This window comes from Terrabacter terrigena (assembly GCF_042676085.1).
Classification (GTDB): domain Bacteria; phylum Actinomycetota; class Actinomycetes; order Actinomycetales; family Dermatophilaceae; genus Terrabacter; species Terrabacter terrigena.
This window is the reverse complement of sequence record NZ_JBHTKH010000007.1, coordinates 130681-156720: the sequence shown is the minus strand read 5'-3', so window position 1 is coordinate 156720 and position 26040 is coordinate 130681. Positions and strand designations below refer to the sequence as shown.

General features: G+C 71.1%; 25 protein-coding genes. 13 read left to right on the top strand and 12 right to left on the bottom strand.

Annotation, left to right across the window (positions count from 1 at the left end):
* Positions 1-26: 26 nt before the first annotated feature.
* Together ACFQ2V_RS12590 and ACFQ2V_RS12585 are read left to right on the top strand one after the other, a co-directional pair.
* The gene (locus ACFQ2V_RS12590) at positions 27-737 is read left to right on the top strand and encodes a DNA alkylation repair protein (RefSeq protein ID WP_386053037.1); all 711 of its coding nucleotides are present in this window, start codon (positions 27-29) and stop codon (positions 735-737) included.
* Positions 734-2080: an MATE family efflux transporter gene (locus tag ACFQ2V_RS12585; protein WP_386053036.1), complete on the top strand. Its 1347-nt coding sequence runs from the start codon at positions 734-736 to the stop codon at positions 2078-2080. Before ACFQ2V_RS12590 ends, ACFQ2V_RS12585 begins: the two co-directional genes overlap by 4 nt.
* Before the next feature lie 103 nt (positions 2081-2183).
* Here ACFQ2V_RS12585 and ACFQ2V_RS12580 read toward each other — a convergent pair whose 3' ends face one another.
* Together ACFQ2V_RS12580 and iolC are read right to left on the bottom strand one after the other, a co-directional pair.
* Complete coding sequence (locus ACFQ2V_RS12580; RefSeq protein ID WP_386053035.1) at positions 2184-2732, bottom strand: MSMEG_6728 family protein; 549 nt, start codon at positions 2730-2732, stop codon at positions 2184-2186.
* 369 nt (positions 2733-3101) lie between these two features.
* Positions 3102-4076: a 5-dehydro-2-deoxygluconokinase gene (gene iolC, locus ACFQ2V_RS12575; RefSeq protein ID WP_386053034.1), complete on the bottom strand. Its 975-nt coding sequence runs from the start codon at positions 4074-4076 to the stop codon at positions 3102-3104.
* Positions 4077-4282: 206 nt separating this feature from the next.
* Between iolC and ACFQ2V_RS12570 the strand changes: the two genes are divergently transcribed.
* The 5 genes from ACFQ2V_RS12570 (at position 4283) to ACFQ2V_RS12550 (ending at position 10142) form a co-directional block, all read left to right on the top strand.
* Complete coding sequence (locus ACFQ2V_RS12570; RefSeq protein WP_386053033.1) at positions 4283-5611, top strand: extracellular solute-binding protein; 1329 nt, start codon at positions 4283-4285, stop codon at positions 5609-5611.
* Between the two features lie 79 nt (positions 5612-5690).
* A complete protein-coding gene (locus ACFQ2V_RS12565; protein WP_386053032.1) occupies positions 5691-6713 on the top strand; it encodes a carbohydrate ABC transporter permease in 1023 nt (340 codons plus the stop codon).
* On the top strand, positions 6710-7600 hold the full coding sequence (locus tag ACFQ2V_RS12560) for a carbohydrate ABC transporter permease (protein ID WP_386053031.1): 891 nt from the start codon (positions 6710-6712) through the stop codon (positions 7598-7600). The genes ACFQ2V_RS12565 and ACFQ2V_RS12560 overlap by 4 nt, the downstream gene beginning before the upstream one ends.
* Entirely contained in the window at positions 7597-9114 is a 1518-nt protein-coding gene (locus ACFQ2V_RS12555) for a GH1 family beta-glucosidase (protein WP_386053030.1), read from the top strand. The genes ACFQ2V_RS12560 and ACFQ2V_RS12555 overlap by 4 nt, the downstream gene beginning before the upstream one ends.
* The gene (locus tag ACFQ2V_RS12550) at positions 9111-10142 is read left to right on the top strand and encodes a LacI family DNA-binding transcriptional regulator (protein ID WP_386053029.1); all 1032 of its coding nucleotides are present in this window, start codon (positions 9111-9113) and stop codon (positions 10140-10142) included. The genes ACFQ2V_RS12555 and ACFQ2V_RS12550 overlap by 4 nt, the downstream gene beginning before the upstream one ends.
* 157 nt (positions 10143-10299) lie before the next feature.
* On the opposite strand, the gene rplI is transcribed toward ACFQ2V_RS12550, so the two are convergent.
* The 6 genes from rplI to ACFQ2V_RS12520 form a co-directional block, all read right to left on the bottom strand.
* Positions 10300-10746 carry a 50S ribosomal protein L9 gene (gene rplI, locus ACFQ2V_RS12545; RefSeq protein WP_045189111.1) on the bottom strand — a complete coding sequence of 149 codons (447 nt, stop codon included), beginning with the start codon at positions 10744-10746 and terminating at the stop codon, positions 10300-10302.
* Positions 10747-10775: 29 nt separating this feature from the next.
* Positions 10776-11012 carry a 30S ribosomal protein S18 gene (rpsR, locus tag ACFQ2V_RS12540; RefSeq protein ID WP_013494395.1) on the bottom strand — a complete coding sequence of 79 codons (237 nt, stop codon included), beginning with the start codon at positions 11010-11012 and terminating at the stop codon, positions 10776-10778.
* A 112-nt stretch (positions 11013-11124) separates the two neighbouring features.
* Positions 11125-11736: a single-stranded DNA-binding protein gene (locus tag ACFQ2V_RS12535; RefSeq protein ID WP_386053028.1), complete on the bottom strand. Its 612-nt coding sequence runs from the start codon at positions 11734-11736 to the stop codon at positions 11125-11127.
* A gap of 59 nt (positions 11737-11795) precedes the next feature.
* Positions 11796-12083 (bottom strand): 30S ribosomal protein S6, encoded by a 288-nt coding sequence (rpsF, locus tag ACFQ2V_RS12530; protein WP_045189105.1) that lies wholly within the window; start codon positions 12081-12083, stop codon positions 11796-11798.
* A gap of 257 nt (positions 12084-12340) precedes the next feature.
* A complete protein-coding gene (locus ACFQ2V_RS12525) occupies positions 12341-13708 on the bottom strand; it encodes a hypothetical protein (protein ID WP_386053027.1) in 1368 nt (455 codons plus the stop codon).
* 28 nt (positions 13709-13736) lie between these two features.
* Positions 13737-15974 (bottom strand): transglycosylase domain-containing protein, encoded by a 2238-nt coding sequence (locus tag ACFQ2V_RS12520; RefSeq protein WP_386053026.1) that lies wholly within the window; start codon positions 15972-15974, stop codon positions 13737-13739.
* Between the two features lie 195 nt (positions 15975-16169).
* On the opposite strand from ACFQ2V_RS12520, the gene ACFQ2V_RS12515 reads away from it, so the two are divergent.
* The 4 genes from ACFQ2V_RS12515 (at position 16170) to ACFQ2V_RS12500 (ending at position 18797) form a co-directional block, all read left to right on the top strand.
* Positions 16170-16361 carry a hypothetical protein gene (locus ACFQ2V_RS12515; RefSeq protein ID WP_386053025.1) on the top strand — a complete coding sequence of 64 codons (192 nt, stop codon included), beginning with the start codon at positions 16170-16172 and terminating at the stop codon, positions 16359-16361.
* A gap of 136 nt (positions 16362-16497) precedes the next feature.
* Entirely contained in the window at positions 16498-16992 is a 495-nt protein-coding gene (locus ACFQ2V_RS12510) for a hypothetical protein (protein WP_386053024.1), read from the top strand.
* A 62-nt stretch (positions 16993-17054) separates the two neighbouring features.
* The gene (locus ACFQ2V_RS12505) at positions 17055-17702 is read left to right on the top strand and encodes a PadR family transcriptional regulator (protein ID WP_386053023.1); all 648 of its coding nucleotides are present in this window, start codon (positions 17055-17057) and stop codon (positions 17700-17702) included.
* Between the two features lie 3 nt (positions 17703-17705).
* Positions 17706-18797: an inositol-3-phosphate synthase gene (locus tag ACFQ2V_RS12500; protein WP_386053022.1), complete on the top strand. Its 1092-nt coding sequence runs from the start codon at positions 17706-17708 to the stop codon at positions 18795-18797.
* Between the two features lie 140 nt (positions 18798-18937).
* Here the strand turns inward: ACFQ2V_RS12500 and ACFQ2V_RS12495 are convergent, their stop codons facing one another.
* The 3 genes from ACFQ2V_RS12495 to ACFQ2V_RS12485 form a co-directional block, all read right to left on the bottom strand.
* Positions 18938-19330 (bottom strand): DUF805 domain-containing protein, encoded by a 393-nt coding sequence (locus ACFQ2V_RS12495; RefSeq protein WP_386053021.1) that lies wholly within the window; start codon positions 19328-19330, stop codon positions 18938-18940.
* Between the two features lie 133 nt (positions 19331-19463).
* Entirely contained in the window at positions 19464-20309 is an 846-nt protein-coding gene (locus tag ACFQ2V_RS12490) for a DUF4190 domain-containing protein (RefSeq protein WP_386053020.1), read from the bottom strand.
* Positions 20310-20426: 117 nt separating this feature from the next.
* Positions 20427-21086 (bottom strand): DedA family protein, encoded by a 660-nt coding sequence (locus ACFQ2V_RS12485; RefSeq protein WP_386053019.1) that lies wholly within the window; start codon positions 21084-21086, stop codon positions 20427-20429.
* Positions 21087-21258: 172 nt separating this feature from the next.
* Here ACFQ2V_RS12485 and ACFQ2V_RS12480 point away from each other — a divergent pair, with 172 nt between their 5' ends.
* Complete coding sequence (locus tag ACFQ2V_RS12480; protein WP_045189089.1) at positions 21259-21897, top strand: peroxiredoxin; 639 nt, start codon at positions 21259-21261, stop codon at positions 21895-21897.
* Positions 21898-21985: 88 nt separating this feature from the next.
* Here the strand turns inward: ACFQ2V_RS12480 and ACFQ2V_RS12475 are convergent, their stop codons facing one another.
* On the bottom strand, positions 21986-23194 hold the full coding sequence (locus tag ACFQ2V_RS12475) for a S8 family peptidase (protein WP_386053018.1): 1209 nt from the start codon (positions 23192-23194) through the stop codon (positions 21986-21988).
* A 137-nt stretch (positions 23195-23331) separates the two neighbouring features.
* Here ACFQ2V_RS12475 and ACFQ2V_RS12470 point away from each other — a divergent pair, with 137 nt between their 5' ends.
* Positions 23332-25995 carry a CHAT domain-containing protein gene (locus tag ACFQ2V_RS12470; protein ID WP_386053017.1) on the top strand — a complete coding sequence of 888 codons (2664 nt, stop codon included), beginning with the start codon at positions 23332-23334 and terminating at the stop codon, positions 25993-25995.
* The last annotated feature ends 45 nt before the right edge of the window (positions 25996-26040 follow it).

The window sequence follows — 26040 nt, the reverse complement described above, 5'->3', positions numbered from 1 at the left end:
GTCCGCGCCCGCGTAGGCTCGCGGGCGTGCCGACCCAGCCGCAGACCGAGCTCGTCGCCGCGGTGCATGCGGCGCTCGCCGAGCGCGCCGACCCGGTCCGCGCCGCGGCGCAGCAGCGCTACATGAAGTCGGCCATGCCGTACTTCGGCCTCACGTCACCGCAGCTCAAGGCCGCCCTGGTCCCCCTGCTGCGCGAGCCCGACCTGGCGATGCAGTCACGCGACCAGTGGGTGGCCACCGTCGAGGCCCTCTGGGAACGCGCCACCTACCGAGAGCACTGGTATGCCGCCATCGCCCTCGCGCGCCACCGGTCCTACCGAGCGTGGGTCGACAGTGACGCGATGCCGTTGTGGGAGAGCCTGATCCGGGCCGGCGCCTGGTGGGACGTCGTCGACGACATCGCCACGCACCTGGTGCGCGACACGGTGCTCGGCAACCCGTCGGTCGAGGGCCTGCGCATGCGCGAGTGGGCCGCCGCCGACTCGCTGTGGGTGCGCCGGTCGGCGATCATCAGCCAGGTCGGTGCGGGCGCCCGTCTCGACCAGACCCTGCTGACCGACGTCATCGAGCCGAACATCGACGACCGCGACTTCTTCAGCCGCAAGGCGATCGGCTGGGCCCTGCGCGACCACGCGCGGCACGACCCCGACTGGGTGCTCGACTTCGTCACGGCCCACCCCGAGCTGTCGGGCCTGTCGCGGCGCGAAGCCCTCAAGCACCTCGGGACGCGGACGTGAGCGACCCGACCGCAGACGCCGGCAGGCCGAGCCACCGGCGCGAGATCGTGCGACTGGCGGTGCCCGCGTTCCTCGCCCTCATCGCCGAGCCGCTCTTCCTGCTCGCCGACTCGGCGATCATCGGTCACCTCGGCACGGCAGAGCTCGCCGGCCTGGGGGTCGCGAGCGCGGCCCTCGTCACGGCGGCCGGCATCTTCGTCTTCCTCGCCTACGGCACGACGAGCGTCGTGGCACGGCACCTCGGCGCCGGTGACGAGGGCTCGGCGATCAGCGCGGGCATCGACGGCCTCTGGCTCGCGCTCGGCCTCGGTGTCGTCATGGCCGCCGTGGTCGCGGTTGGGGCCCGTCCGATCAGCGCCGCGTTCGGGGCATCCCCGGCCGCTCTCGAGCAGGCGACCACCTACCTGCGCATCTCCGCCTTCGGCATCCCGGCGATGCTCGTCATCCTCGCGGTGACGGGTGTGCTGCGCGGTCTGCAGGACACCACCACGCCGCTCGTCGCCTCGGTCGTGGGCTTCGGCGCCAACATCGCGCTCAACCTCCTCTTCGTCTACGGGCTGCACTGGGGCATCGCCGGATCCGCGTGGGGAACAGTCATCGCGCAGACCGGGATGGGGCTCGCCCTCGTCGGCGTGCTGCTCGCGCGGTCGCGGGCGCGGCAGGCCCGCCTGCGCCCGCATCCCGGGCGCATCATCGCGGCCGCGCGCACCGGCATACCTCTGCTGGTGCGCACGCTGGCCCTTCGCGCGACCCTGCTGGTCACGACCTGGGTCGCGGCCTCGCTCGGCGACGTGCCGCTCGCCGCACACCAGGTCGCCATGACGGTGTGGTCGTTCCTCGCGTTCGCCCTCGACGCGCTCGCGATCGCGGGCCAGGCCATCACCGGTCGCGCCCTGGGTGCCGGCGACCGCGAGGGGGTGCGGGTCGCGATGGGCACGATGGTGCGCTTGGGCGTGTGGGGCGGTCTCGGCCTCGGCCTGCTGCTGGCCGCGCTGCACTCGGTCGTCCCGCCGCTCTTCACCAGCGACCCCGCCGTGCGCAGCGCCCTCGGGGCGGCGCTCGTCGTCGTCGGGCTCGGCCAGGCGGTCGCCGGCTACGTGTTCGTGCTCGACGGTGTGCTCATCGGAGCCGGCGACGGCGCCTGGCTCGCGTGGGGAATGGTCATCACCTTCGTCGCCTACCTGCCGTTCGTGATCGCCGTCCGGGCCGCCGGGCCGAGCGGCTCGCCCAGCCACGACGTCATCGTGCTCTGGGCCGCCTTCACGGCGTTCATGGTGATCCGTGCCGTCGTGCTCGGGTGGCGCGCGCGTGGCGACGCGTGGATGGTCGTCGGCGCCCGCTGACCCGCAGACGGCCCCGCAGACAGCGCAGCAGACAGCCCAGCAGACAGCCCAGCAGACAGCCCCGTGGACGAACGCCCCGCAGAGGTATGCCGTCGTGGCGCGGCTACTCGCGCCGGCCGGCCGCGGGACGGCGGCGTGAGCGCTCCTCGCGCCGTCGGGCAGCCTCGGCCTTCCGACGCTCCCGCTCGAGCACCGCCGGCGAACGCACGGGCCAGACGTACGGCAGGTCCGGGGGCACGTCCGGGAAGGAGTCGGCGTAGTGCTCGGGGTCCTTGCGCACGAGCGCCGAGCGGTGGCTGCGCTGGACGTCGTCGTCGGCCAGCCACGGAGGCAGGGCGCTCTTGTCCCGAAGCGTCTCGAAGTCGCGCAGTCGTATCACCCCCGCCGTGGCGAGGTCGGCGCGGATGGTGCCGGCGCACGTGTCGTCGAAGCCGCGACCGAGCCACTCGTCGCACATCGCGAGCCCGTAGGAGCCGAGGGCCTCCTCGTAGCCCTTCCACATCAGCACCGCGGGGTGCGACGCCCACGCGTAGCCGGGCACGGTGAGTGCCCGCACGATCTGGATGACCTCCACCCGCTGCTTTCCGAGCCGTTTCGTGTCGAGCACCTCGGCGGTGCGGGCGAAGTCCGCGTAGGGCACGAACGTCTGCACGCGCTGCTCCTCCCGATGTGGCGTCGACGCCGACGTGGCGCGACACGGGCTGCATACCCGCGGGGCCACGCTGCGACTCCCGACCGGAGGGTCTGAGACAACTGCTACGCCATTCCCAGCGTTCTTTAAACAAGGGCGTTCATAGTCGATCTCGTGAGTTGCTCCTGTGCGACTCGGTGATCTCCTCCCCCTGTCGGATCATCGGGTCAAAGGGCACCCGCCTCTGCTGGCCGAGTTCGGCGACAAGACCAGCAGGGGCGGGTCTTCTCTGTGTCCGCAGGTTTCTTCACACGGCCGCGACATCAGCGCGGCATCACCGCGGCATGGCAGCGACACGGCGGCGGCGAAGCGCCACGGGCGATGCAGGCTCTAGAAGGCCCCGTCGGCCACCTCGACGTCCGAGAGCAGCTCCTGCACCTCGGCGGTCGTCGGCATGGCGGTCGAGCACTCGAACCGTCCGGCGACCAGGGCCCCGGCCACGTTGGCGAAGTGCAGCGTGCGCTCGAGGTCCCAGTCCTCGAGCAGGCCGTGCACGAGCGCCCCGCCGAACGCGTCGCCGGCGCCGAGCCCGTTGACGACGCGCACGGGGAACGGTCCGACCGACACCCGCTCGGTGGGCGTCGCGGCGAGCACGCCTCGGGGCCCGAGCTTGACGACGGCGAGCTCGATGCCGGCCTCGAGCAGCCGGTCGGCGGCCCGATCGGGGTCCGACTCGCCGGTGGCGACCTCGCACTCCTCGGCGTTGCCGACGGCGACCGTCACCCTGCCCAGGGCGTCACGGACGTGCCTGCGCGCCTCGTCGGGGCTCGACCAGAACGTGGCACGGTAGTCGAGGTCGAGGACGGTCAGCGGGGCGCGGCCTCGCTCCTCCCACGCGGCGTGGTGCGCGCCTCGACTCGGCTCCTGGCTGAGCCCGGTGGCGGTGGACCAGTGGACTCGAGCCTGGCGAATCGCTTGCAGCGGAAGGGATTCCGCGGTGATGAGCAGGTCGGGGGCAACGGGGTAGCGGTAGAACCAGATGGGGAAGCTGTCGGGCGGGAAGATCTCGCAGAAGGTGACCGGGGTCGGCGGTCCACCGCTGATCGCCTGGACGTGAGCGTCGTCGACACCGAGCTGTAGCAGCTCGCGGTGCACGAAGCGCCCGAAGGCGTCGTCGGCGACAGCGCTGACCAGGGCTGCGCGCCTCCCGTGGCGGGCGGCCGCGACGGTGACGTTGGCGGCGCTGCCACCGAGGAACTTCTCGAAGGTGTGCACCTCGTCGAGCGGTACGCCGTGCTGGAGCGGGTAGAGGTCGACGCCCACACGTCCGATCGCGACGAGGTCGTAGGTGGTCGTGCTCATCATCGGGAACCTCCCGCTGGGCGACGGTGCCTGAGCGCACCACGCTAGCCGCCGGACGCCACCTGTGCGGTGTCACGGAATGGTCACGGGTCTTGACGTCGAGGTCGGATCCAGCCCATTCTCTCCCGTGAGAGCGCTCTCACGCGTTGGGTTCACGCACGGAGAGCGCTCCCACACCCACCCTGCGGATGAGACCGAAGGAGCTCTCCATGACATCCCGTTCCATGCGGCCCGGCACGCCTGCCGTGCGCTCGCGCCACGTCGCCCTCGCCACCCTCACGGTCGGCCTGCTCGCCCTGTCGGCCTGCAGCTCGGGCTCGGCCGGCGCCGGCTCCGCCACCCAGGCCGGGGCGGCCGCCTCGGCCGGCGGGCAGGTCACCCTGACGCTCGCCACCTTCAACCAGTTCGGCTACGAGGAGCTCCTCCCCGAGTTCGAGAAGACGCACCCGAACATCAAGGTCACGCACAAGAAGGCCGCGACCTCCAACGAGGCCCGCGACAACTTCTTCACCCGCCTCTCGGCGGGCAGCGGCATGGCCGACGTCGAGGCGGTCGAGGTCGACTGGCTGCCCGAGATGCTGCAGTTCTCCGACAAGTTCAACGACCTCCGGAGCAGCGACACCGAGGGTCGCTGGCTCGACTGGAAGGCCAAGGCGGCCACCGACGCAGACGGCCACCTCATCGGCTACGGCACCGACTCGGGACCCGAGGCGATCTGCTACCGCAGCGACCTGTTCAAGAAGGCGGGCCTGCCGAGCGACCGCGAGTCCGTTGCGAAGCTGTTCGGCACCACCTGGGAGAGCTACTTCGCCGCCGGCAAGCGGTTCGAGGCCAGGTCCGAGGTCCCGTTCTTCGACAGCATCGGAGCGACCTACCAGGGCATGGTCAACCAGCTCGAGGCCGCCTACGAGAACCCGAGCGACGACGCAATCACCGCCACCGACAACGCCGCCGTGAAGAAGGTCTACGACCAGGTCGTGACCGCCGGCATCACCGACGGCCTGTCGGCCAAGCTCCAGCAGTGGGGTGACGACTGGACCGCGTCCTTCCAGAAGGACGGCTTCGCGACGATGCTCTGCCCCGGCTGGATGGTCGGTGTCATCGAAGGGAACGCCAAGGGCGTCAAGGGCTGGGACGTCGCCAACACGTTCCCCGGTGGCGGCGGCAACTGGGGAGGCAGCTACCTCACGGTGCCGAAGCAGAGCGCCCACCCGAAGGAGGCCCGGGAGCTCGCCGCGTGGCTGACGGCCCCGGAGCAGCAGGTCAAGGCCTTCAAGAAGGTCGGCGCCTTCCCGAGCCAGACGCAGGCGCTGGAGAGCCAGGACCTCCTCGGCTTCAAGGTCGCCTCGTTCGGCAACGCACCGACCGGGCGGATCTTCGCCGACCGTGCCAAGGCCGTCACGGTCTCTCCGTACAAGGGGACCCACTACTTCGCGATCAACGACGCGATGCAGCAGGCCCTGGCCCGGGTCGAGCAGGGCACCTCCCCGCAGGAGTCCTGGGACAAGTGGGTGGCCGACGTCAAGGCCCTCGGCTGACCCGAGACCTCAGCCGGCCCGTGGACGGCCCGGCGGCGCCCCTCCCCACCGGGCCGTCCACCCGACGATCGGAAGACCCATGACCCTCCAGACCACCATCCGCACCACGACGTCCACCACGAGGTCGCCCGAGACGTCCACCGCGATCCCCGACGCATCTCCCTTCGCGCAGCGCTCGCCCCTGAAGCCCCGCTCGCGGTGGCGGAGGCGCCTGACGAAGCTCGACGAGCAGGCCTCGCCGTACGCGTACGTCAGCCCCTTCTTCATCCTGTTCGGCGTCGTCGGGCTCTTCCCGCTGCTCTACACGGCGTGGGTGTCGCTGCACAGGTGGAGCCTCATCGGCGGGCAGGGAGACTTCGTCGGCCTCAAGAACTACACCGACGTGCTTGCACAGCCCTTCTTCTGGAACGCCCTGAAGAACACCCTCAGCATCTTCGTGCTCTCGAGCGTGCCGCAGGTCATCGCAGCGCTGCTCGTCGCCGCCGCACTCGACAGCGGCCTGCGCGCCCGCACCTTCTGGCGGATGGGCGTGCTGCTGCCCTACGTCGTCGCGCCCGTCGCGGTGGCACTGGTCTTCAGCGACCTCTTCGGCGACAGGTTCGGCCTCGTCAACCACCTGCTCGGACTCGTGGGCGTCGACCCGGTGCAGTGGCACAAGGAGGTGCTGCCGAGCCATCTCGCCATCGCCACGATGGTCAACTTCCGCTGGACCGGCTACAACGCGCTCATCTTCCTCGCGGCGATGCAGGCCATCCCCGGCGACTACTACGAGGCCGCCCTCATCGACGGCGCCGGCCGGGTGCGCACCTTCTTCTCGATCACGGTCCCGCAGCTGCGCGCGACGATCATCTTCGTCGTCATCACCTCGACCATCGGGGGTCTGCAGATCTTCGACGAGCCCCGGATGTACGACCAGTACGGGCTCGGTGGCGCGGACCGCCAGTGGCAGACGCTCACGCTCTACCTCTACCAGCTCGGCTGGACGCAGAAGAACTTCGGCCGCGCCGCGGCGGTCGCCTGGATGCTCTTCCTCATCGTCGTCGTCGTCGCCCTCGTCAACTTCCTCGTCACCCGCCGGATCGCCTCGAAGGGACAACGATGACCACCTCGACCCTGCCCCGCCCGGCCCCCACGGGCCGCCCCAGACCCGCGAGGCGCCCCCAGCTCGTGAGGCGCACCCGGGCGGGCCGGACGGCATACGTGGTCCTGACCGTCGTGCTGCTCGCGTCGGCGTTCCCGCTGTGGTGGTCGTTCGTCATCGGCAGCAAGGACTCGGCCGCCATCGTGCGCGACCCGTACTCGCTCGTGCCGGGCGGGCACTTCCTGCAGAACGCCGCCACCGTCGTCACCACCGTGCCGTTCTGGAAGGCCCTCGGCAACAGCGTGCTCGTCAGCGGCACGGTGTCGCTGCTCGTCGTGCTCTTCTCGACGATGGCCGGATTCGCGTTCGCCAAGCTGCGCTTCCGAGGCCGCTCGGGACTGCTCGTCTTCGTCATCGCGACGATGGCCGTGCCGACTCAGCTGGGCATCGTGCCGCTCTTCATCGTCATGAGCAGACTGGGGTGGATCGGCAGCGTCTGGGCCGTCATCCTGCCCAGCGCGGTGAGCGCGTTCGGCGTCTTCTGGATGACCCAGTACCTCCAGGAGGCACTGCCTGACGAGCTCATCGAGGCGGCCCGCGTCGACGGGGCCTCGACGCTGCGCACCTTCTGGTCCGTCGCGCTGCCGGCAGCGCGGCCCGGCGCGGCGATGCTCGGCCTGTTCACCTTCATCGCGACGTGGACGAACTTCTTCTGGCCGTTCATCGTGCTCGACCCGGGCAACCCGACGCTGCCCGTGGCCCTGCAGCAGCTGCAGGCCGCGTACTTCGTCGACTACTCGCTCGTGCTCAACGGGGTCGTGCTCATGGCGCTGCCCCTCATAGTCCTGTTCGTCGTCGCCGGGAAGCAGCTCGTGACCGGCATCATGCAAGGAGCAGTCAAGGGATGACCGCCAACCCCACCACCTCGCTGCGCGCGCCCGCGCGAACGCTGGTCGCACAGGCTCGCCCGGTGCCGCAGGACTTCGTGCTCGGGGTCGCCACCGCGGCGTACCAGATCGAGGGAGCCCGACACGTCGACGGGCGCACCGACTCGATCTGGGACACCTTCGCCCACACCCCGGGCGCCGTCGTCCACGGTGACACGGGCGACGTCGCGTGCGAGCACTACACGAGGTATGCCGCCGACGTCGCGCTCATGCAATCGCTCGGGATGCAGTCGTACCGCTTCTCGACGTCGTGGGCCCGGGTCTGCCCCGACGGCGGCCCGCTCAACGCGAAGGGCCTCGACTTCTACGAGCGGCTCGTCGACTCGCTCGTCGAGGCGGGCATCGCCCCGTGGCTGACGCTCTACCACTGGGACCTGCCGCAGGCCCTCGAGGACCGCGGCGGCTGGACCTCGCGCGAGACGGTCGACCGGTTCGTCGACTACTCTCTCGCCGTGCACGACCGGCTGGCCGACCGCGTGCGCACGTGGACCACGCTCAACGAGCCGTTCTGCTCGGCGTTCCTCGGCTACACGGCCGGCATGCACGCTCCGGGTCGCACGTCACCGGCCGCCGGTCTCGCGGCAGCCCACCACCTCATGCTCGCGCACGGCCGGGTGGTGCAGGAGCTGCGGGTGCGGGACGCCTCGCTCGAGCTCGGGCTGACCCTGAACTTCACGGTCGCCGACCCGGTCGACCCGTCCGACCCGCGCGACGTCGACGCCGCCCGCCGCGTCGACGGCCAGATGAACCGCATCTTCCTCGACCCCGTCTTCCGCGGCAGCTACCCGGTCGACCTGCTCGAGGACGTCCGGCACCTGGGACTCGAGGACCACATCATGGACGGTGACCTCGCTGTTATCTCGACGCCGATCGACGTGCTCGGCGTCAACTACTACAACGGCGAGGCGGTCGGCCACGAACGGCCCGGCTCGGCACTCGACGACGCCCTCAACGGCGGGCGCAGGACCCGATCGCCGTTCCCCGCCGCCGACTCGGCGTTCCGTCACCCGCGCGGGCTCCCGGTCACCGCCATGGACTGGGAGATCCAGCCCGAGGGTCTTACCCGGCTGCTCGTACGCCTCCACGAGGAGTACGCAGGCCCGGCGGCCGTCGCGCTCCACGTGACGGAGAACGGCGCCGCCTTCGACGACGTCGCCGACGAGGAGGGCTTCGTCGACGACCGGTGCCGCACGGCATACGTCCGGGCCCACCTGGGCGCCGTCCTCGACGCCGTCGACGCGGGCGTGCCCGTCCGGGGCTACTTCTACTGGTCGCTGCTCGACAACTTCGAGTGGGCCTGGGGCTACGCGAAGCGCTTCGGTATCGTCCGAGTCGACTACGACACCCAGGTGCGCACGCCCAAGGCGAGCGCCCTCGACTACGCCCGCATCATCGCGACGCGCCAGCTGCTCCCTGCCGGGGACGCTGCCGCCGACGACGAGGGCACCGGACCCGCAGGAGACACCGAGGCATGAGCGACGGGACGCTGTCGGCCCCCCTCGGGCGACCCACCCTCGAGGAGGTCGCCCGGGTGGCCGGCGTGTCCCGGGCCACGGTCTCGCGCGTCATCAACGGCTCGCCACGGGTCAGCCCCGACGTGCTCGCCGTCGTCCAGAAGGCCATCGCCGAGCTCAACTACGTGCCGAACCGCGCGGCACGGTCGCTCGTCGCGCGCGCGACGATGTCGATCGCCCTGGTTGTGCCCGAGGACGCGCACCGCTTCTTCGGCGACCCCTACTTCGCCGACGTGGTCCAGGGCATCAGCGACCGGCTCGACGACAGCGACTACGTGCTCAACCTCCAGCTGACCCACCCGAGCTCGCCGTCGGAGAAGACCCGCCGCTACCTGCTCGGCGGCAACGTCGACGGCGCGCTCGTCGTCTCGCACCACTCCGGCGACCACTTTCTCGCCTCGCTCGGCCGCTCGCTCCCGGTCGTCTTCGGCGGCCGCCCGCTCGGCGAGATCGCCAACCCCGGCGACTACTACATCGACGTCGACAACCGGGCCGGGGCCCGGCACGGCGTCGAGCACCTCGTCGCCCGGGGCCGCCGCAACATCGCGACGATCACCGGCCCGGCCGACATGCCCGCCTCCGTCGACCGCGAGCTCGGCTGGCGCGACGCCCTCGCCGCGGCGGGACTGTCGGACCACCGGATCGGACGCGGCGACTTCACCGAGGCCGGCGGCATCCGGGCCGCTCTCGCCCTCGTCGACGAGCACCCCGACCTCGACGCGATCTTCGTCGCGAGCGACCTCATGGCGAGCGGCGCCCTCCTCGCGCTCGAGGAGCGGGGGCTCTCCGTCCCGGGTGACGTCGCCATCGTCGGCTTCGACGACAGCCCGTACGCCACACGCGGCAAGGTTGGCCTCACCACCGTGGCCCAGCCGGCGCAGGAGATGGGCGTCGTCATGGCCGACACCCTGCTGCGGCTGCTGGCCGGCGAGACGCCTCCGCGCGTCACGACGCTCACCACCAGGCTCGTCGAGCGCGAGTCCGCCTGAGGCGACCTGCCGCACTCGCGGTGCGTGGCTGGCCTCCCGCTGCGCGGCTCATCCGCCAGGTTCACGCTTCCGGACACGACGCCGGACACGACGAAGGGCCGGGACCCGAAGCGGGTCCCGGCCCTTCGACCGTGCGTGAGGTGCTGGTGAGCAGTGCTCAGGCGGGCACGACCTCGAACTTGAGGGTCGCCGCGACCTCGGGGTGCAGACGGACGGTCGCCTCGTAGGAGCCGAGCGTCTTGATGGCCTGCTTGACCTCGATCTTGCGCTTGTCGAGCTCGGGCCCACCGGCAGCCTTGACGGCCGCGGCGATGTCGCCGTTGCTGACGGCGCCGAAGAGACGACCCGACTGGCCGGACTTGGCCGGCACCTTGACCGAGGAGGCCTCGAGCTGGCCCTTGATGCCCTTGGCCTGGTCGAGGTCCTTGATCGAGCGGACCTCACGGCCCTTCGTCAGGGCGTCGACCTGCTTCTGGCCACCCTTGGTCCACGGCGTCGCGAGACCACGCGGGAGCAGGAAGTTGCGGCCGTAGCCGTCCTTGACCTCGACGATGTCGCCGGCCTCGCCGAGACCCGAGACCTCGTGCGTGAGAATGAGCTTCATGATGTTCTCCTGGTTCTCGAGCGGGTGGCTCAGCGAGCCGAGCTCGAGTAGGGCAGCAGGGCCATCTCACGGGCGTTCTTGACGGCCGTGGCGATGAGACGCTGCTCCTGGACGGACACACCGGTCACGCGACGCGCGCGGATCTTGCCGCGGTCGGAGATGAACTTGCGCAGGAGCGCGGTGTCCTTGTAGTCGATGTTCTCGACCTTCGCCGCCTTCAGCGGGTTGGCCTTCTTCTTGGGCTTGCGCACAACGGGCTTTGCCATCGTGGTGCTCTCCTTCTTGATGAGAGCCCGGGGTTCGTGCCCCGGGATGGGTCTGAACTACTGGGGTGTGCCGTCCGACGCGGTCACCGGACGACGGTGCTGACCTGCTCGATCAGAAGGGGGGCTCGTCGTAGCTGGGGGCCGAGCCCCAGCCACCGCCCGGCTGGCCGCCCGAGGGCTGGCTGGCCGGCTGGGTGCCACCGGTGGACTGTCCCCAGCCACCCTGGCTGCCGGCGCCCTGGCCACCGGAGCTGCCCCCGGTCGCCCACGGGTCCTCGGCCTGGCCGCCGCCGGAGCCACCGCTCCAGCCGCCGCCCTGGCCGCCCTGGCCGCCGCCGAAGCCGCCACCGCCGCCACCGCGCTGGGTCTTGTTGACCTTTGCGGTCGCGCTGCGCAGGGACGGGCCGATCTCGTCGACGTCCATCTCCACGACGGTGCGCTTCTCGCCTTCCTTCGTCTCGTAGGAACGAGACTTCAGTCGGCCGGACACGATCACGCGCATGCCGCGCTGCAGCGACTCGGCGACGTTCTCCGCCGCGTCGCGCCACACCGAGCAGCGCATGAACAGCGTCTCGCCGTCCTTCCACTCATTGCTCTGGCGGTCGAACTGCCGCGGCGTCGAGGCCACGGTGAAGTTCGCGACCGCGGCACCGGACGGCGTGAAACGCAGCTCGGGGTCGGCGGTCAGGTTGCCGATGATCGTGATGACGGTGTCGCCTGCCATGGACCAGTCCTTCTTTGGGTGATCTTTGGTTGATCGAGCGGTTCAGTGAACGTGCTGAATCAGGCGCCGGGGCGCAGCAGCTTGGTGCGCATGACCGACTCGCTGAGGTTCAGCTGGCGGTCGAGCTCCTGGGCCGTGGCCGGCTCAGCAGACATCGTGACGACGACGTAGATGCCCTCGGACTTCTTCTTGATGTCGTAGGCAAGGCGGCGACGGCCCCAGATGTCGACGTTGTCGACGGTGCCGCCGTCGTTCTTCACGACGGTGAGGAACTTGTCCATCGTCTTGTCGACGGTGCGCTCTTCGGTCTCCGGGTCGAGGATGACCATGAGTTCGTACTGACGCATGCTTCTAACCCACCTCCTCTGGTCTCGGCGGTCACGAGTCTCTCTCGTGACAGGAGGGTTGCATTCGTCCCGCCGTGGGCCTGGCCCCGCCTGGTCTTCCAGCCGGGTCCCAGCCTCGCAGATCTCACCGACACCGGTCGGCTCGATCCACAGGCTGCGGGGCACACGACGAACTGGGCAAGACTACCGGGCCACCCGGCATACGAAGAAATCGAACCGCCGAGCCCACGCGCCCCCCGGACACCCGCACCGCACGCTCAGGAGAAGCGGACGATCAGGCGGTCCTCGGCGCCGGCCATCGGCCCGGCGAGGTCGTCGGGCTCCGGCTCCGAGGCCGTGCCGGAGCGGCCCCAGCGCTCCCGCGCCCGCAGCCACACGACGGCGACCAGCCACAGCACCGCGACGACGCGCAGCATGGAGAAGAAGGCGTACCACTGCGGCGGCAGGCCGCGGTCGGGCACCGATGTCGCCGCGATCGTGAGCCACACGGCGACGAAGTTCAGCGCCTCGGCGCCGGCCCAGACGAGGTGGTCGCGCCACCTCAGGGCGCACCAGGCGACGAGCGGCAGCAGCCACAGCGAGCTCTGGACCGTGAACGACTTGCCCGTGACGAGCACGATGCCGACCATCACGAGCGACACCTCGGCGAGGGCCGGTCGCCGCGTCGACGAGAGCGCCAGAACCGCACCGACGAGCACGGCCACGAGCCAGCCGAGGACCGCGAGCGCCGTCACGGCACCTTCGGGCAGTGGGTGCCCGGCGAGCTGGGGCAGCAGCCACGGAGAGCCGTAGCCGGCCGGAGCGGAGGCCCACTGCTGGTAGGGGGAGGCGGCGGCCCCGCGGTTGAGCAGCCAGGTCGCCGAAAGGACGGCGCCGAACGTCAACAGCGCATAGCCTGCCGTGCGGCCCGTCTCGCGCAGCCGACCCGAGCGCACCCCGAGCAGCACGATCGCGATGACGACGAGCACCGGGTAGGAGCGCGCGCCGATGGCGAGGCCGAGCAGCACGCCGGCGAGGGTCGGGTTGCGCCGCGACCACGCCCACATGCCGGCGGTGGCGAGGGCGACCCCGAGCAGGTCGGCCGACACGAACACGGCCAGCGCCGCGACCGGCGACACCGCCACCTGGGCCGCCGAGAAGGGACGGGCGGCAGAGGAGGCGACCAGCCAGACGACGGCGAGCAGCAGCAGGGTCAGCAGCACCGACCACAGGGCGAAGTACCAGGCCGCCCGGGTGCGCAACGAGCCCCCGTCGGGGCCGAGGCTGGCGAGCGCGGTGAGCACGAGGCCGGTGACGGGCGGCTGCCCGGTCACGGGAGCGTCCGCACCCCCCTGAAGGTATGCCGCCAGGCCCGCCTTGACGTTCGAGTCGCGGTAGGCGGTCGGCAGGTCGGCGTAGCAGGCGCTCCAGAACTGGGTGTCACCGGTGAAGCCGGTGCGCAGGCACGGCGCACGCAACAGGATGCCGAGCCCCGCGGTCACGGCGGTCAGGGCAGAGAGCACGGCAGCCGTGAGGATCCACGGGAGCTCTCGCGCGGCGGCATACCGCCCGCGGGGACCGCCGATGACCTCGGAGGCCGCTCGCACGACGGGGTCGTCGGTGCTCTGGCCGACGCGCCGGGTCACCGTCGGGTCACCACACCCTCGGCCGAGGTCACCCGCTACCGCCCGGGGCGCCGCCGGCGCCGCCACCACCGCCGCCACCACCGCCACCGCCACCGCCAGGGCCCGGCTTGGTCGACGACTGGCCGGGCAGCGGGATGGTGATCGTCGGCTGCTGCGTGGTGGTCGGCGGCGGTGTCGGCTTGCCGGTGCCGTTGGTCTTCGTCGGCTGCTGCGTGGTCGTCGGCGGCTGTGTGGTGGTGGTCGTCGGCGCCTCGGTGGTCGTCGGCTCGCGGGTCGTGGTGACCGGAGGCGGCGTGAAGGTCGGCGTGGGGGTCGGCACCTTGTCGTCGCCGACGCCGGCGCGCTGGGGGAACTCCTGGACGTCCATGTTGTCCGTGACGACCTTCATGAAGTCGAGCCAGATGTTCGCCGGGATGGTCGAGCCGTCGTAGAGGGACGACTCCTGCGGGGTCAGCGTCTGGCTGCTCTTGCCGTCCGCCGTGGGCTTGTACATGCCCACCGACACGGCGAGCTGCGGGATGAAGCCGGAGAACCACTTCGAACGGTTCTCCTCGGAGGTGCCGGTCTTGCCGGCGACCGGGCGGTCGAGCGTGCGGCCGATCTTCGTCGCCGTGCCGCCGGGCTTGACCGTGTAGGTCATGGCGTCGGTGACGTCGGCCGTGACGTCCTTGTCGAACGCCCGCTTGGCCTGCGGCTTCGCGTCGTAGGTGAAGTCCCCGGTCGCGGAGGTCACCTTCTTGACGAAGTAGGGCTTGGTGCGCACCCCCTGCGACGCGATGGTCGAGTACGCCGATGCCATGTCGATGACGTGGGGCGAGGCCGTGCCGAGGATGTTGGTCAGGTCCGTGCCGAGCCCCGGCGTGTTCGCGGGGATGCCGGCGTCGATCGCGGCCTGCTTCGTCTTGGCCGGCGTGATCTGCTCGTTGAGGTTGACGAACGCCGTGTTGATGGAGCGCCCGATCATGCGGCGCATGTCGACCCTGCCGTACGACGTGTCCTCGAAGTTGTTGATCGTGGTGCCGGCGATCGTCTGCGGGGTGTCGCCGTCGAACTTCGTCTTCGTCGAGATGCCCTCGCGCACCGCGGCCAGGACGCCGAAGGGCTTGAAGTTGGAGCCGCCCTGCATGATCGCCTGCGTGGACGTGTTGAGCTGGTCCTTCGCGTAGTCGGGACCGCCGTACATGGCCACCACCGCGCCGTCGCCGGGCTTGATCGCGACGAGGCCGCCGGTGACCTTCTTCGGCAGGTTGTCCTTCATCGCGGCCACGGCGGCCGTCTGGGCCTTCTTGTCGATGGTCGTGACGATGCGCAGGCCGCCGTTGTCGATCTCGCGGTCGGTCAGGCCGGTCGTGAGCAGCTCCCGCTTGACCTGGGCGGTGATGTAGCCGTTGGGACCGGCAGAGTTCTTCGTGCCCTTGTAGGGGAGGATCTTCGGCAGCTCGGTGCGCTTGGCGCGGTCGGCGGCGCTGAGCCAGCCCTCCTCGACCATCCCGTTCAACACGTACGCGTAGCGCTTCTCGAGGTTGGCCTCGGCGCGGTCGCCGTTGGCGGGGTCGTAGAGCGACGGTGCGTTGATGACCGACGCGAGCACGGCACCCTCGGAGACGGTCAGCTTGCCGACGTCCTTGCCGAAGTACGCCTTGGCCGCGCTCTGGATGCCGTAGGCGCCGCGGCCGTAGTAGATGGTGTTGAGATACTTCTCGAGGATCTCCTGCTTGGAGAGCTGGCCGTCGATCTTGACGGCGATGAGGATCTCCTTGGCCTTGCGGCTCAGGGTGCGGTCCTGGGTGAGGAAGTAGTTCTTGACGTACTGCTGGGTGATGGTCGAGCCACCGACCTGGGCCTCGCCGGTGACGCTGGTCTTGACGGCGCGCAGGATGCCGCCGACCGAGATGCCGTTGTTCTGGTAGAACGTGCGGTCCTCGGCGGCGATGTGGGCGTCCTGGACGTACTTCGGCACGCGGTTCAGCTTGACCGACTCGCGGTTGCCGTCCTGGACGGCGATGCGGTCGAGCTCGGTCTTGCCGTCGGAGTAGTAGACGATCGAGACCTGCTTGTTGGCGAGGTCGTTCGGCTGCGGGATCGCGGTCTGGTTGTAGGCGATGACGACACCGATGGTGCCGAGCACGAGCAGCACGGCGGCGGCGATCGAGCCCCACTTCAGGGTGCCAATGGCCCACTTCTTCCAGCCGGTGCGTCCCTCGCCGTCGCGGCCCTCACTGCTGGCCAGCTGGGCAGCGCGGACGTCGCGCCTGCTCTGCGTCACAACCTGCTCCGTTCACTGATGAGGCCCGAGAGATCCTCCCGAGCCACCTCCCAGTATGACCCGATGGATGCCCCTGCGCCCAAACCGCAGGGTGTGGCTCACCCGACCCTCACACGGTGCTCACAGACAGCGGCCACGCCCTCGACCCGGCGAAGGCGACATACCCGGCAGGGCCGTGCAACCTTTCTGCAGAGCATGCCCGTCGAACACGATGTGACGACGACGACGCGCGCCGGCGCGCAGCCGATGACAGGGGGAGCCGCCGTGGGCCACGCCTCCTTCGACGACTTCGTGGCCAGCCGGCCCACGCGACTGCTGCGCACGGCATACCTGCTGACCCACGACCGCGCGCTCGCCGAGGACCTCGTGCAGACGGCGCTGTCGTAGGCGTGGTTCGCCTGGGGTCGCATCGAGGGCCATCCGGAGGCGTACGTCCGTCGGATCATGGTCAACACGTACTCGAGCTGGCGGCGCCGCTGGAACGGCGAGGAGGCGACGGCTGACCCGCCCGAGCGCCCGACCCATGGCCGCCGACCCGACGACGTACGCGTCGACGAGCGCACGGACCTGTGGCGTGCGCTCGAGCGCCTGCCGAAGCGGCAGCCAGGTCGCGGGCGCGGTCTACGACCTGGGCCTCGAGACGCCCCTCCAGGACGCGTCCGGGAAGGTGGTCGCGATGGTCCCGGACGTCATCGAGCACCAGGGGTACACCTACTCGCAGGTGCGGATGACCGCCGGTCCGCTGCGGGGGTGGCAGGACCTGACGACTGGGGTCGACCAGGGTCCGGCGATGGTCGCGTGGGGCTCGGCCGGGGAGGGGCTCACCGGCACCGACGCGCCCGAGGGGTCGGGGATGCGCCTGACCCGGTTCCCGGGCGACAACGAGACCCGCGGCTACGGGACGTGGGGCACCACTGCTCTGCCGGCCGGCTCGAGACTGCGGGTGACTCTCTCTGCTCGGGGCACCCGTCCCGACCACGGCTCCGGCTTCGTGGCCGTCTACGCGCTGGCGCCCTGACCGCGCCCGAGATGTGTCACGCAGATGTATCGCTGCGATATATCCGCGTGTACTGTTGACGCGTGCCCAGGCCCGACCGTCCCCAGAGCCGCCGCGCCGCGCTGCTCGAGTTCGCGGTCCTCGGCCTGCTCCACGACGGCCCCCTCCACGGTTACGAGCTGCGCAAGCGGCTGACCACCGCCCTCGGCATCTTCCGGGCACTCAGCTACGGCTCGCTCTACCCCGCCCTCAGACACCTCGTCGACTCCGGCTGGATCCACGAGACCGAGGAGCCGCACACGACCCGCACCGGCACCTCGAAGCGCCCCCGCATCACCTACGAGCTGACGCCCGAGGGCAAGGAGCACTTCCAGGACCTGGTCGCCGCCAGCGGCCCGGACGCCTGGGACGACGACGACTTCGACGTCCGCTTCGCATTCTTCTCCCGCACCGAGGCGCAGGTCCGCCTGCGCATCCTCGAGGGCCGGCGCTCCCGCCTCGAGGAGCGCCTCGCCAACGTGCGCGAGGTCAGCGCCCGCAACCGTGAGCGCATGGACAGCTACACCCTCGCCCTCCAGCAGTACGGCGAGGAGCGGGCCGAGCGCGAGGTGCGCTGGCTCGAGGAGCTGATCGTCGCCGAGCGCCGCGCAGCCCTCGACCCAGGGCCGGCGGCCTACGACGACACCACCGACATCACCACCAAGCGCAAGACCACCAACAACAAGGAGTGATCCATGGGATCCGTACGCGTCGCCATCGTCGGCGTCGGCAACTGCGCGAGCTCGCTCGTGCAGGGTGTCGAGTACTACAAGGACGCTGACGCCACCACCGGCGTCCCCGGCCTCATGCACGTGAAGTTCGGCGACTACCACGTCGGCGACGTCGAGTTCGTCGCCGCCTTCGACGTCGACGACAAGAAGGTCGGCAAGGACCTGTCCGAGGCGATCAACGCCTCCGAGAACAACACGATCAAGATCGCCGACGTGCCCACCACGGGCGTCACGGTCCAGCGCGGCCACACGCTCGACGGCCTCGGCAAGTACTACAAGCTGACGATCGACGAGTCGGGCGCCGAGCCGGTCGACGTCGTCGCGGCGCTCAAGGACGCGAAGGTCGACGTCCTCGTCTCCTACCTCCCGGTCGGCTCCGAGCAGGCCGACAAGTTCTACGCCCAGTGCGCGATCGACGCGGGCGTCGCCTTCGTCAACGCGCTGCCCGTCTTCATCGCGTCCGACCCCGAGTGGGCCGCGAAGTTCGAGGCTGCCGGCGTGCCGATCATCGGCGACGACATCAAGAGCCAGGTCGGAGCGACGATCACGCACCGCGTCATGGCCAAGCTGTTCGAGGACCGCGGCGTCGTGCTCGACCGCACGTACCAGCTCAACGTCGGCGGCAACATGGACTTCAAGAACATGCTCGAGCGCGAGCGCCTCGAGTCCAAGAAGGTCTCCAAGACGCAGGCCGTCACGAGCAACCTGACCGGGCCGCTCGCCGGCCTCGTGGACAGCAAGAACGTCCACATCGGACCGTCCGACTACGTCGCGTGGCTCGACGACCGCAAGTGGGCGTACGTCCGCCTCGAGGGTCGCGCCTTCGGCGACGTGCCGCTGAACCTCGAGTACAAGCTCGAGGTGTGGGACTCCCCCAACTCGGCCGGCATCATCATCGACGCCATCCGCGCGGCGAAGATCGCCAAGGACCGCGGCGTCGGCGGCGCCCTGCTGTCCGCGTCGTCCTACCTGATGAAGTCCCCGCCCGAGCAGCGCCCGGACGACCTCGGTCGGGCCAAGCTCGAGGCCTTCATCGCGGGCACCGAGGAGCGCTGACCCCCCGGTCCCCCTTCGGTTCGAGGCATCCCGACTTCCCCGGGTGGCCGCTCACCTCGAACCAGCAGCAGCAGGTACGCGTGAGGCCCCCTTCCGGCTGGAAGGGGGCCTCACGCGTACCTGCTGCTGCTGGTGGGGTGTCAGCCGCGAACGGGGACCTCGCCGGCGCCGACGGCCTTGGGCGACGGGCCGTGGGTGTTGTCACCGTGGCTGTCCTGAGCGAGGAAGACGATCAGGATGATCGCGCCGACGATCGGGATCAGGCTGATGAGGATCCACCATCCCGAGCGGCTCGTGTCGTGCAGACGACGCACGATCACGGCGAGGTTCGGCACGAAGGTGGCCACGAGCAGGACGATGGCAACGATGCCCACCTGCCCGGGCTGGGTCCCCATCGCCCGGTCGAGCATGTTGGCGACGACGCCGACGATGAACAGGCCGAGGAACCAGAACCAGTACTCGGAGCGGCGGGCGCGACCGGAGAAGGTCGCGTACTTGGACAGAACAGTCTTGATGGCGTCGACGAACGACATTCCGGGTGCCTCCATGGCTGTGGATGAGTTGCGCCCTGCGGGGTGCGAGAACGTACCCAACCACCTGTGAGTGACCAATGGGGGCATTTCGGAGATCACGCTTCCGGCACGTGCCCGGTCGGAGCGTCGTCGGCTACCTCAACGCAGAGCCCGAGGTCGTGCCCGACGGGGCTTCGACGACGCAGATGATCTCGCGGCTGTCGCGCCAGGAGAACGCGTCCTGCGGGTAGATGAACGACGGGCGGAGGTCGTCGAGGGCCCGGGCTGTGACGAGCGGGACGGCCTTGTCCGTGCAGCCCCTCTCGGCATCCGCGACGACCTTGTCCTCACCGGGCCACGGACCGGCGGGCATCGCGAAGATGGTCACGACCTGGCTCTCGTGGGGCGAGGTGCACGGGAGGATCGTGATGTCGTCGACCTCGTCGTGGCCGGCACCGGAGAAGCAGTCGCCGGCCTCGAGGTCCTCGACGTAGACGTCGGACGTCTGCGTGACAGCACCGGCTGCGTCGCGCACGGGCCCGCCCGTGACCACGGCGGCCACGACGAGCACGGCCCAGCCGAGCAGCCAGAGCCCCCCGAGCACGATGCCCGCGACGGCCATTGCCCTGCCACGCTGGATGCGATCGCTCAGCTGGTTCAGCGCGACGATCCCCAGCACGATCGCGACGACGGCGGCGATGGGGAAGATGCCGACGAGGCCGCAGCAGAGTGCCGCGATCGCGAGCCCGTTGGTGCCCGGAACCGGTGTCGGCTGGTACGGCACGACGCCGGCTGCCGACGGGGCCGGATACGACGGATACACCCCGATCGGCGTGTTCGGCTGCCCGGGCGTGGACCCGAGGGGAGGCATGAAGGGCGCCGGCGCAGCCGGCACGGCTCCGGTGGTGGCGGGCGAGGCGGCATCCGCCCGGACGGGCGAGGCGTCGACGTCCGGGGTCGGCTGCGGTGGGCCGCTCGGCGGCGGGAGTTCGGCGGTCACGAGCGGGAGCATCGCAGGTCGCCGTGCGACCCGGGACGAAACGGGGCGCCCGCGACCGGATCGTGACGACCACGCCCCCCGGTGCGACGGGCGCCGAACCGCGCGAGCGCCACCGGCTCACCCGGCGGACGGCGTACGCGAGGGTTTGTCGGCACTCCCGGCACGCTCCGCACGGTGGCGGCGCACCTGCCAGACGACGAGGACGACCACGACGACGAGCGCGACGACCACGGCGGCGCCGCGGCCCAGCCAGGTCTCGACCCGGGCGTAGGACCGGCCGGCGAGGTAGCCGGCCGTCACCACGACACTGCCCCAGGCGATGCCGCCCGCCGCGTTCCAGGCGAGGAAGGTCGGGTAGTGCATCTTCGACATGCCCGCGAGCGCCGGCATGACCGCGCGGAAGAAGGCGGTCCAGCGCCCGAGGAAGACGGCCGCGCCGCCGCGCCGCCCGAGGAAGTCCTGGGCTCGGTCGATCCGGTGGCGGTGCCGGTCGAACGCCTTGAGCGCCACCACTCTCCCGCCGAGGTGGCGACCGACCTCGAAGCCGACGCTGTCACCGACGATGGCGGCCAGCACGACGACCACGAGCACGGCCGCCAGCGGGACGTGTCCGAGCGACGCCGCCACGCCGCCGAGGATGGCGACGGTCTCGCCGGGCACGACGAAGCCGACGAAGATCGCGTCCTCGACGAAGACGACGCCTCCGACGACGAGCAGCACGAGCCACACGGGGGCATTGAGGACCTCGTTCGCGATGGTGTCGAGCAGGGCGCTCACGGCAGGCTCCTCTGGGGCGGCGACAGGGTGGGGGCAGTCTTTGCGGGAAGTCTGGACGCGCGCTGAATGCACGTCACAACATTTGGACACCCATAACGCGATGCTTGGTTCTGTGGTCAGAATGGCTCGCAGACCGGAGCGCGACGTGCGCCCGACCGCGAGAGGACGAGCCATGGCAACACCGCGACTGGGCGAGACCGCCCCCGACTTCGACGCCACGACCACAGAGGGCCCGATCAGTTTCCACGACTGGAAGGCCGACAGCTGGGCCGTGCTCTTCAGCCACCCGGCCGACTTCACGCCGGTCTGCACCACGGAGCTCGGCCGCGTCGCCGCGCTCAAGGACGAGTGGGACGCCCGCGGCGTCAAGGTGCTCGCCGTGTCGGTCGACCCCGTCGAGCAGCACGACGCCTGGAAGAGCGACATCGAGGAGGTCGGCGGCGCACCCGTCGGCTACCCCATCATCGCCGACGACTCGCGCCAGGTCTCGGAGCTCTACGACATGATCCACCCGGGCGAGGGGGACACCTCGGGCGTGCGTTCGGTCTTCGTCATCGACCCGAAGAACACGGTGCGCCTCAGCCTGACCTACCCCAAGAGCGTCGGCCGCAACTTCGACGAGATCCTGCGCGCCGTCGACGCCCTGCAGGTCACCGACAGCGGCCCGTTCTCGACGCCGGCCGACTGGAAGGACGGCCAGCGCGTCATCGTCGCCCCGACCCTGTCGACCGCCGACGCCCGCGAGCGCTTCGGCGACGACGCGGTCGAGGAGGTCAAGCCCTACCTTCGCTTCACCACCGTCCCCGCCTGAGCCGCGGAGCGGCAGCACCCACGCAGCACCCACGCAGAGGCCGTCGCGAGCCGGGTCATGACGACCCGGCCCGCGGCGGCCTCTCGCGTCACGGCCGGCTCGCGGCACGCGCGTCCCGAAGCCGCGCATCGAGTCCCGCGCCGGCGTCGGCAACGGCGAGCGCCTTGACCTGGTTCCACGACGTGCGCGCGTCGGCGCCGTTCCACGACAGGCGCGCCGCGATGAGCCCGGCGACCATGGGGGCCGCGAACGACGTGCCGCTCCAGGACGCCATGCCGTTGGTGAAGGTCGCGGGAGGCAGGCTGCTGTCGGGCGGCTCCTGGTAGGTGTACGTGCCGTTGGGGTACGCGTTCACGACGTCCGTGCCGAGCGCGTACACGTCGACCCACTCGCCGCGGTTGGAGTAGCCGGCGAGGCTCTCGTGGTCCTCGTCGAGCGCGCCCACACCGACCGCCCAGTCGAAGGCTGCCGGCCAGAAGAGGCCCTCGTCACCGTCGTTGCCGGCCGCGCACACGAAGACCGTCTCGTCCCCTCGGTCCTTCAGGTATTGCTCGTAGAACATCTCGAACGACTTGAGCGGCCGGTCGCCGCGGGTCCGCGTGCCGCCGGAGAAGCTGATGACGTGCGGGTCGAAGGAGACCGCCTCGATGAGCTGGTCGACCATGTCGCTCTCGAACACGGTGCCGCCCATCGTGGTGACCGACTCGACCTTGACGTCGGCCTCGGGTGCGTACGCCCGGACGACGCCGGCGACGAAGGTCCCGTGACCGGCGTAGTGGCCGATGTTGGCCGGTTCGTCGTCACCACGCACCCCGTCGAGCCACGGGTGCGCGCGCACGACGCGCAAGAGCCGGCCCGTGTCGACGACCGAGACGCGGACGTCCTTCCCCGTGGCGGCGCGGTCGGTGTTGCGGTCGAGCGGCTCGGTGGCGGTGGTGGGCTGGGGCTCGGTCGCGCCGCACCAGGTCGTGCACACGTGCAGCAGGTAGTCGGCCGTGACCGTGCCCTCACCGACGTTCCGGTCGAGGTCGTCCAGAAGGTCGTCGAGGGTCTGGTCGGGCTCGAGGTCGACGTCGAAGCGGTGCAGCTTCTCGAGCCTCGTGCTCCGGCGCTGGCTCTGCGGCGGGGGTGTGCGCTTCAGGTGGCCGTAGACGTCCTCGACGGCGTCGACATCGGTGAGCAGCCGGCGACGGCGGATGTAGTCGACGGTGCCATCGGGCCCGCGGTGCACGTCGACGTTGTCGCGGCCCACGGCATCGAGGATCTTGTCGACCTGCACGTCGGACCGCTGCGCCATGACCGACGCGTTCCACGGTCGCCACCACCGGTCGCGGCCATGCTGTCCCTGAACCCCCTTCCCGCCGTTGCCGTTGCTGCGATCATCGCGGGTATTCACCAGAGACCTCCCAAGGGACGCGGACACAGGGGTGTGGCATGAGAGCCGGACAGGCTGCAGACGACGCGGGCGTCGCCGGTGATACACCGGTCCCCCGTCGCCGCGCCGACGAGCTGTTGCCTCTCGCAATATCGCAGCCCGAGGTCGCCGCTGCCTCGGCTTTGGCCATCCTCGATGGGCGGCCCGGCCATCGCGAGCGCTCTTTCGCCCACCACGCCATCGCCATCGTCGAGCGCGACCGGGGCCGCACCGAGGCCGCCCTCCACCACGCCCGGTCCGCCGTGCGCGCGGCGCGCCGAGCCGGGCCCGACCGCGAGGCGGAGGTCCGCGCCACGTTCGGCACGATCCTCCTCTTCGCCGGGCGCACCTCGAAGGGCCTGGCCCAGCTCGAGCACGCGCTGGGCCTCAGCACCGGCGCCGCCCGGCACCGCGTCCTGCACCTCAGGGGCTGCACCTTCGGCCTCCTCGGTCGCTACGACGACGCGGTGCGTGACCTCACCGCGGCCGCCGCCCTGAGCCATGGCGCGGGCGACAAGCTCTGGGAGGGAAGGGCGCTCGGCTCGCGTGGCGACGTGCGCCGGGCCATGGGCGACTCGGTGGGCTCGAGCGCCGACTACGCCTCGGCGGAGGCCGTGCACCTGGAGATCGGCGAGGTGCTCGAGGCCACGATGTCGGCGCGCAACCGCGCACTCGTGGCCCTCCAGCACGGCGACGTCGTCGACGCCCTGACCCTCATGGAGCAGGCCGAGGAGCGCTACCGCGCCGCCGGCGTCGACCCCGTCGAGCAGCTCGTCGACCACGCCGAGGCTCTGCTCACGGCTCGCCTCGCGAGCGAGGCTCAGGCCATGCTCGACGCGGCCCTCGCCCGCGACGACCTGGCGCCGGTGTGGCGCGGCGACCTGCTGCTCGCCTCGTCGCGCGCAGCGATGCTCCGGGAGGAGTGGCAGGTGGCGGAGGAACGGGCCCGCGCGGCCGAGTCCACCTTCCGCTCGCAGCGCCGTCACCGCTGGGCCGCGCGCTCGAACCTGCTCGCCCTCGAGGCCGCGTATGCCGCCGAGCAGCACGCGCGTGGGTCGGCAGAGGGCGTCAGCGCCCTCCCGCGCCCGTCCCTGCCCGACCTGCTGACACGCACGCGCGCCCTCGTGCGCACCCTGCGACGGCTCGACGACCCGGCCGTGCCGGAGGCACTGCTGCTGCTGGCCCAGGTCGCCGGCGACACCGGGCACCTGCGGCTGCGGTCCCGGGCACTGCGCGAGGCCGCGGACCGCCGGCACGACGGGGCCCCGCTCCCGAGGGCCGCGGCGTGGCTGGCCCGCGCCATGCTCGCCGAGCAGGTCGGGGACCGCCGCGCCCTGCGGCACGCCTGCCGGCGTGGCCTCGACGCCGTCGACGAGCACCGGTCGCTCATCGGCGACCTCGAGCTGCGCGCGCTCGCGACCGGCTACGGCCTCGAGCTGGCGTCCATCGCCATCGACGACGCCGAACGGGCAGGGGACGCCCGGGCCGTGCTGCGCTGGGCCGACCGTTGGCGCGCGACGTCGCTCACCGGCCCCCCGGCGCGACCGCCGGACGACGAGGTGCTTGCCACCCAGGTCTCGGCGCTGCGTGACGTCACCCGCCGGATCACCCTGCAGGGAGAGGAGGCCCACCTCGTTCGCGAGCGCTCGCGCCTCGAGACCGCGGTGCGGGCCCGCTACCGTCGCCTGCGCGCCGAGGGCCCCGACACCCAGGGGCCCGACCTCACCCGGCTGGGCGACCTGCTCGGTGACACCGTCCTGGTCTACGTCGTCCTGGTGCGAGGCGTGGTGCACACCATCACGGTGGCCGACGGGCGCGCCCGGCTGCGCCGGCTCGGCAGCCTCACCGCGGCCGAGCGGGAGGCGTCGTACGCGCGCTTCGCCCTTCGCCGGGCGGCATACGGCCGGACCGTCGACGTGGCCCGCGCCGGTCGGCAGCTGCAGGACGCCCTGCTCGGGGACCCCGACCCGGCGTGGAGCCGGCCCTCCGTGCTCATCTCACCGGCGTCGAACCTGCTGACGGTGCCGTTCGGCCTGATGCCGGTCTTCCGCGGCTCTGCCTTCGTCGTGTCTCCGTCCATCGCGCTGTGGGCCCGGGCCCAGGAGGACCCCGCCCGTGGCGCCGAGCGCGGCTCGGGCCGCGTCACCCTCGTCACCGGCCCCGGGCTCAGCACGGAGCAGCGCGAGGTCAGCGAGCTGCGCCGCCTGCACGCCGATGCCACCGTGCTCGGTGGTGACGACGCGACCGTGGACCGCACGCTCGAGGCTCTCGAGGGGGCGCACCTGGCCCACCTCGCGGCCCACGGAGACTTCCGGGGGGACGCGCCGCTCTTCTCCTCGCTCATGCTCGCCGACGGCCCGCTCATGGTGCACGACCTCGACCGGCTGAGACGGCCGCCTCGGTCCGTGGTGCTCTCGGCCTGCGACTCAGGCGGCGTGCACCCGATCGGGGCCGACGAGGCGCTCGGCCTCGTGTCGAGCCTCCTCGCGATCGGCACGCGCTCGGTGGTGGCCAGCGTCAACCCGGTCAACGACGTCGCCACGGCGCGGGTCATGGCCGACGTGCACGCAGCCGTGGCCTCCGGCTGCTCCCTCGCGGAGGGGCTACGCGCGGCCCGGCTCGCGGCGTCAGCGGACCCCCTGGCAGCCGCGACGGCTGCGTCGTTCACCGTGTGGGGCACCTGAGGCACGGATCCGGGGGCCGGCGCCACGGCGCCACAGCGACAGCAG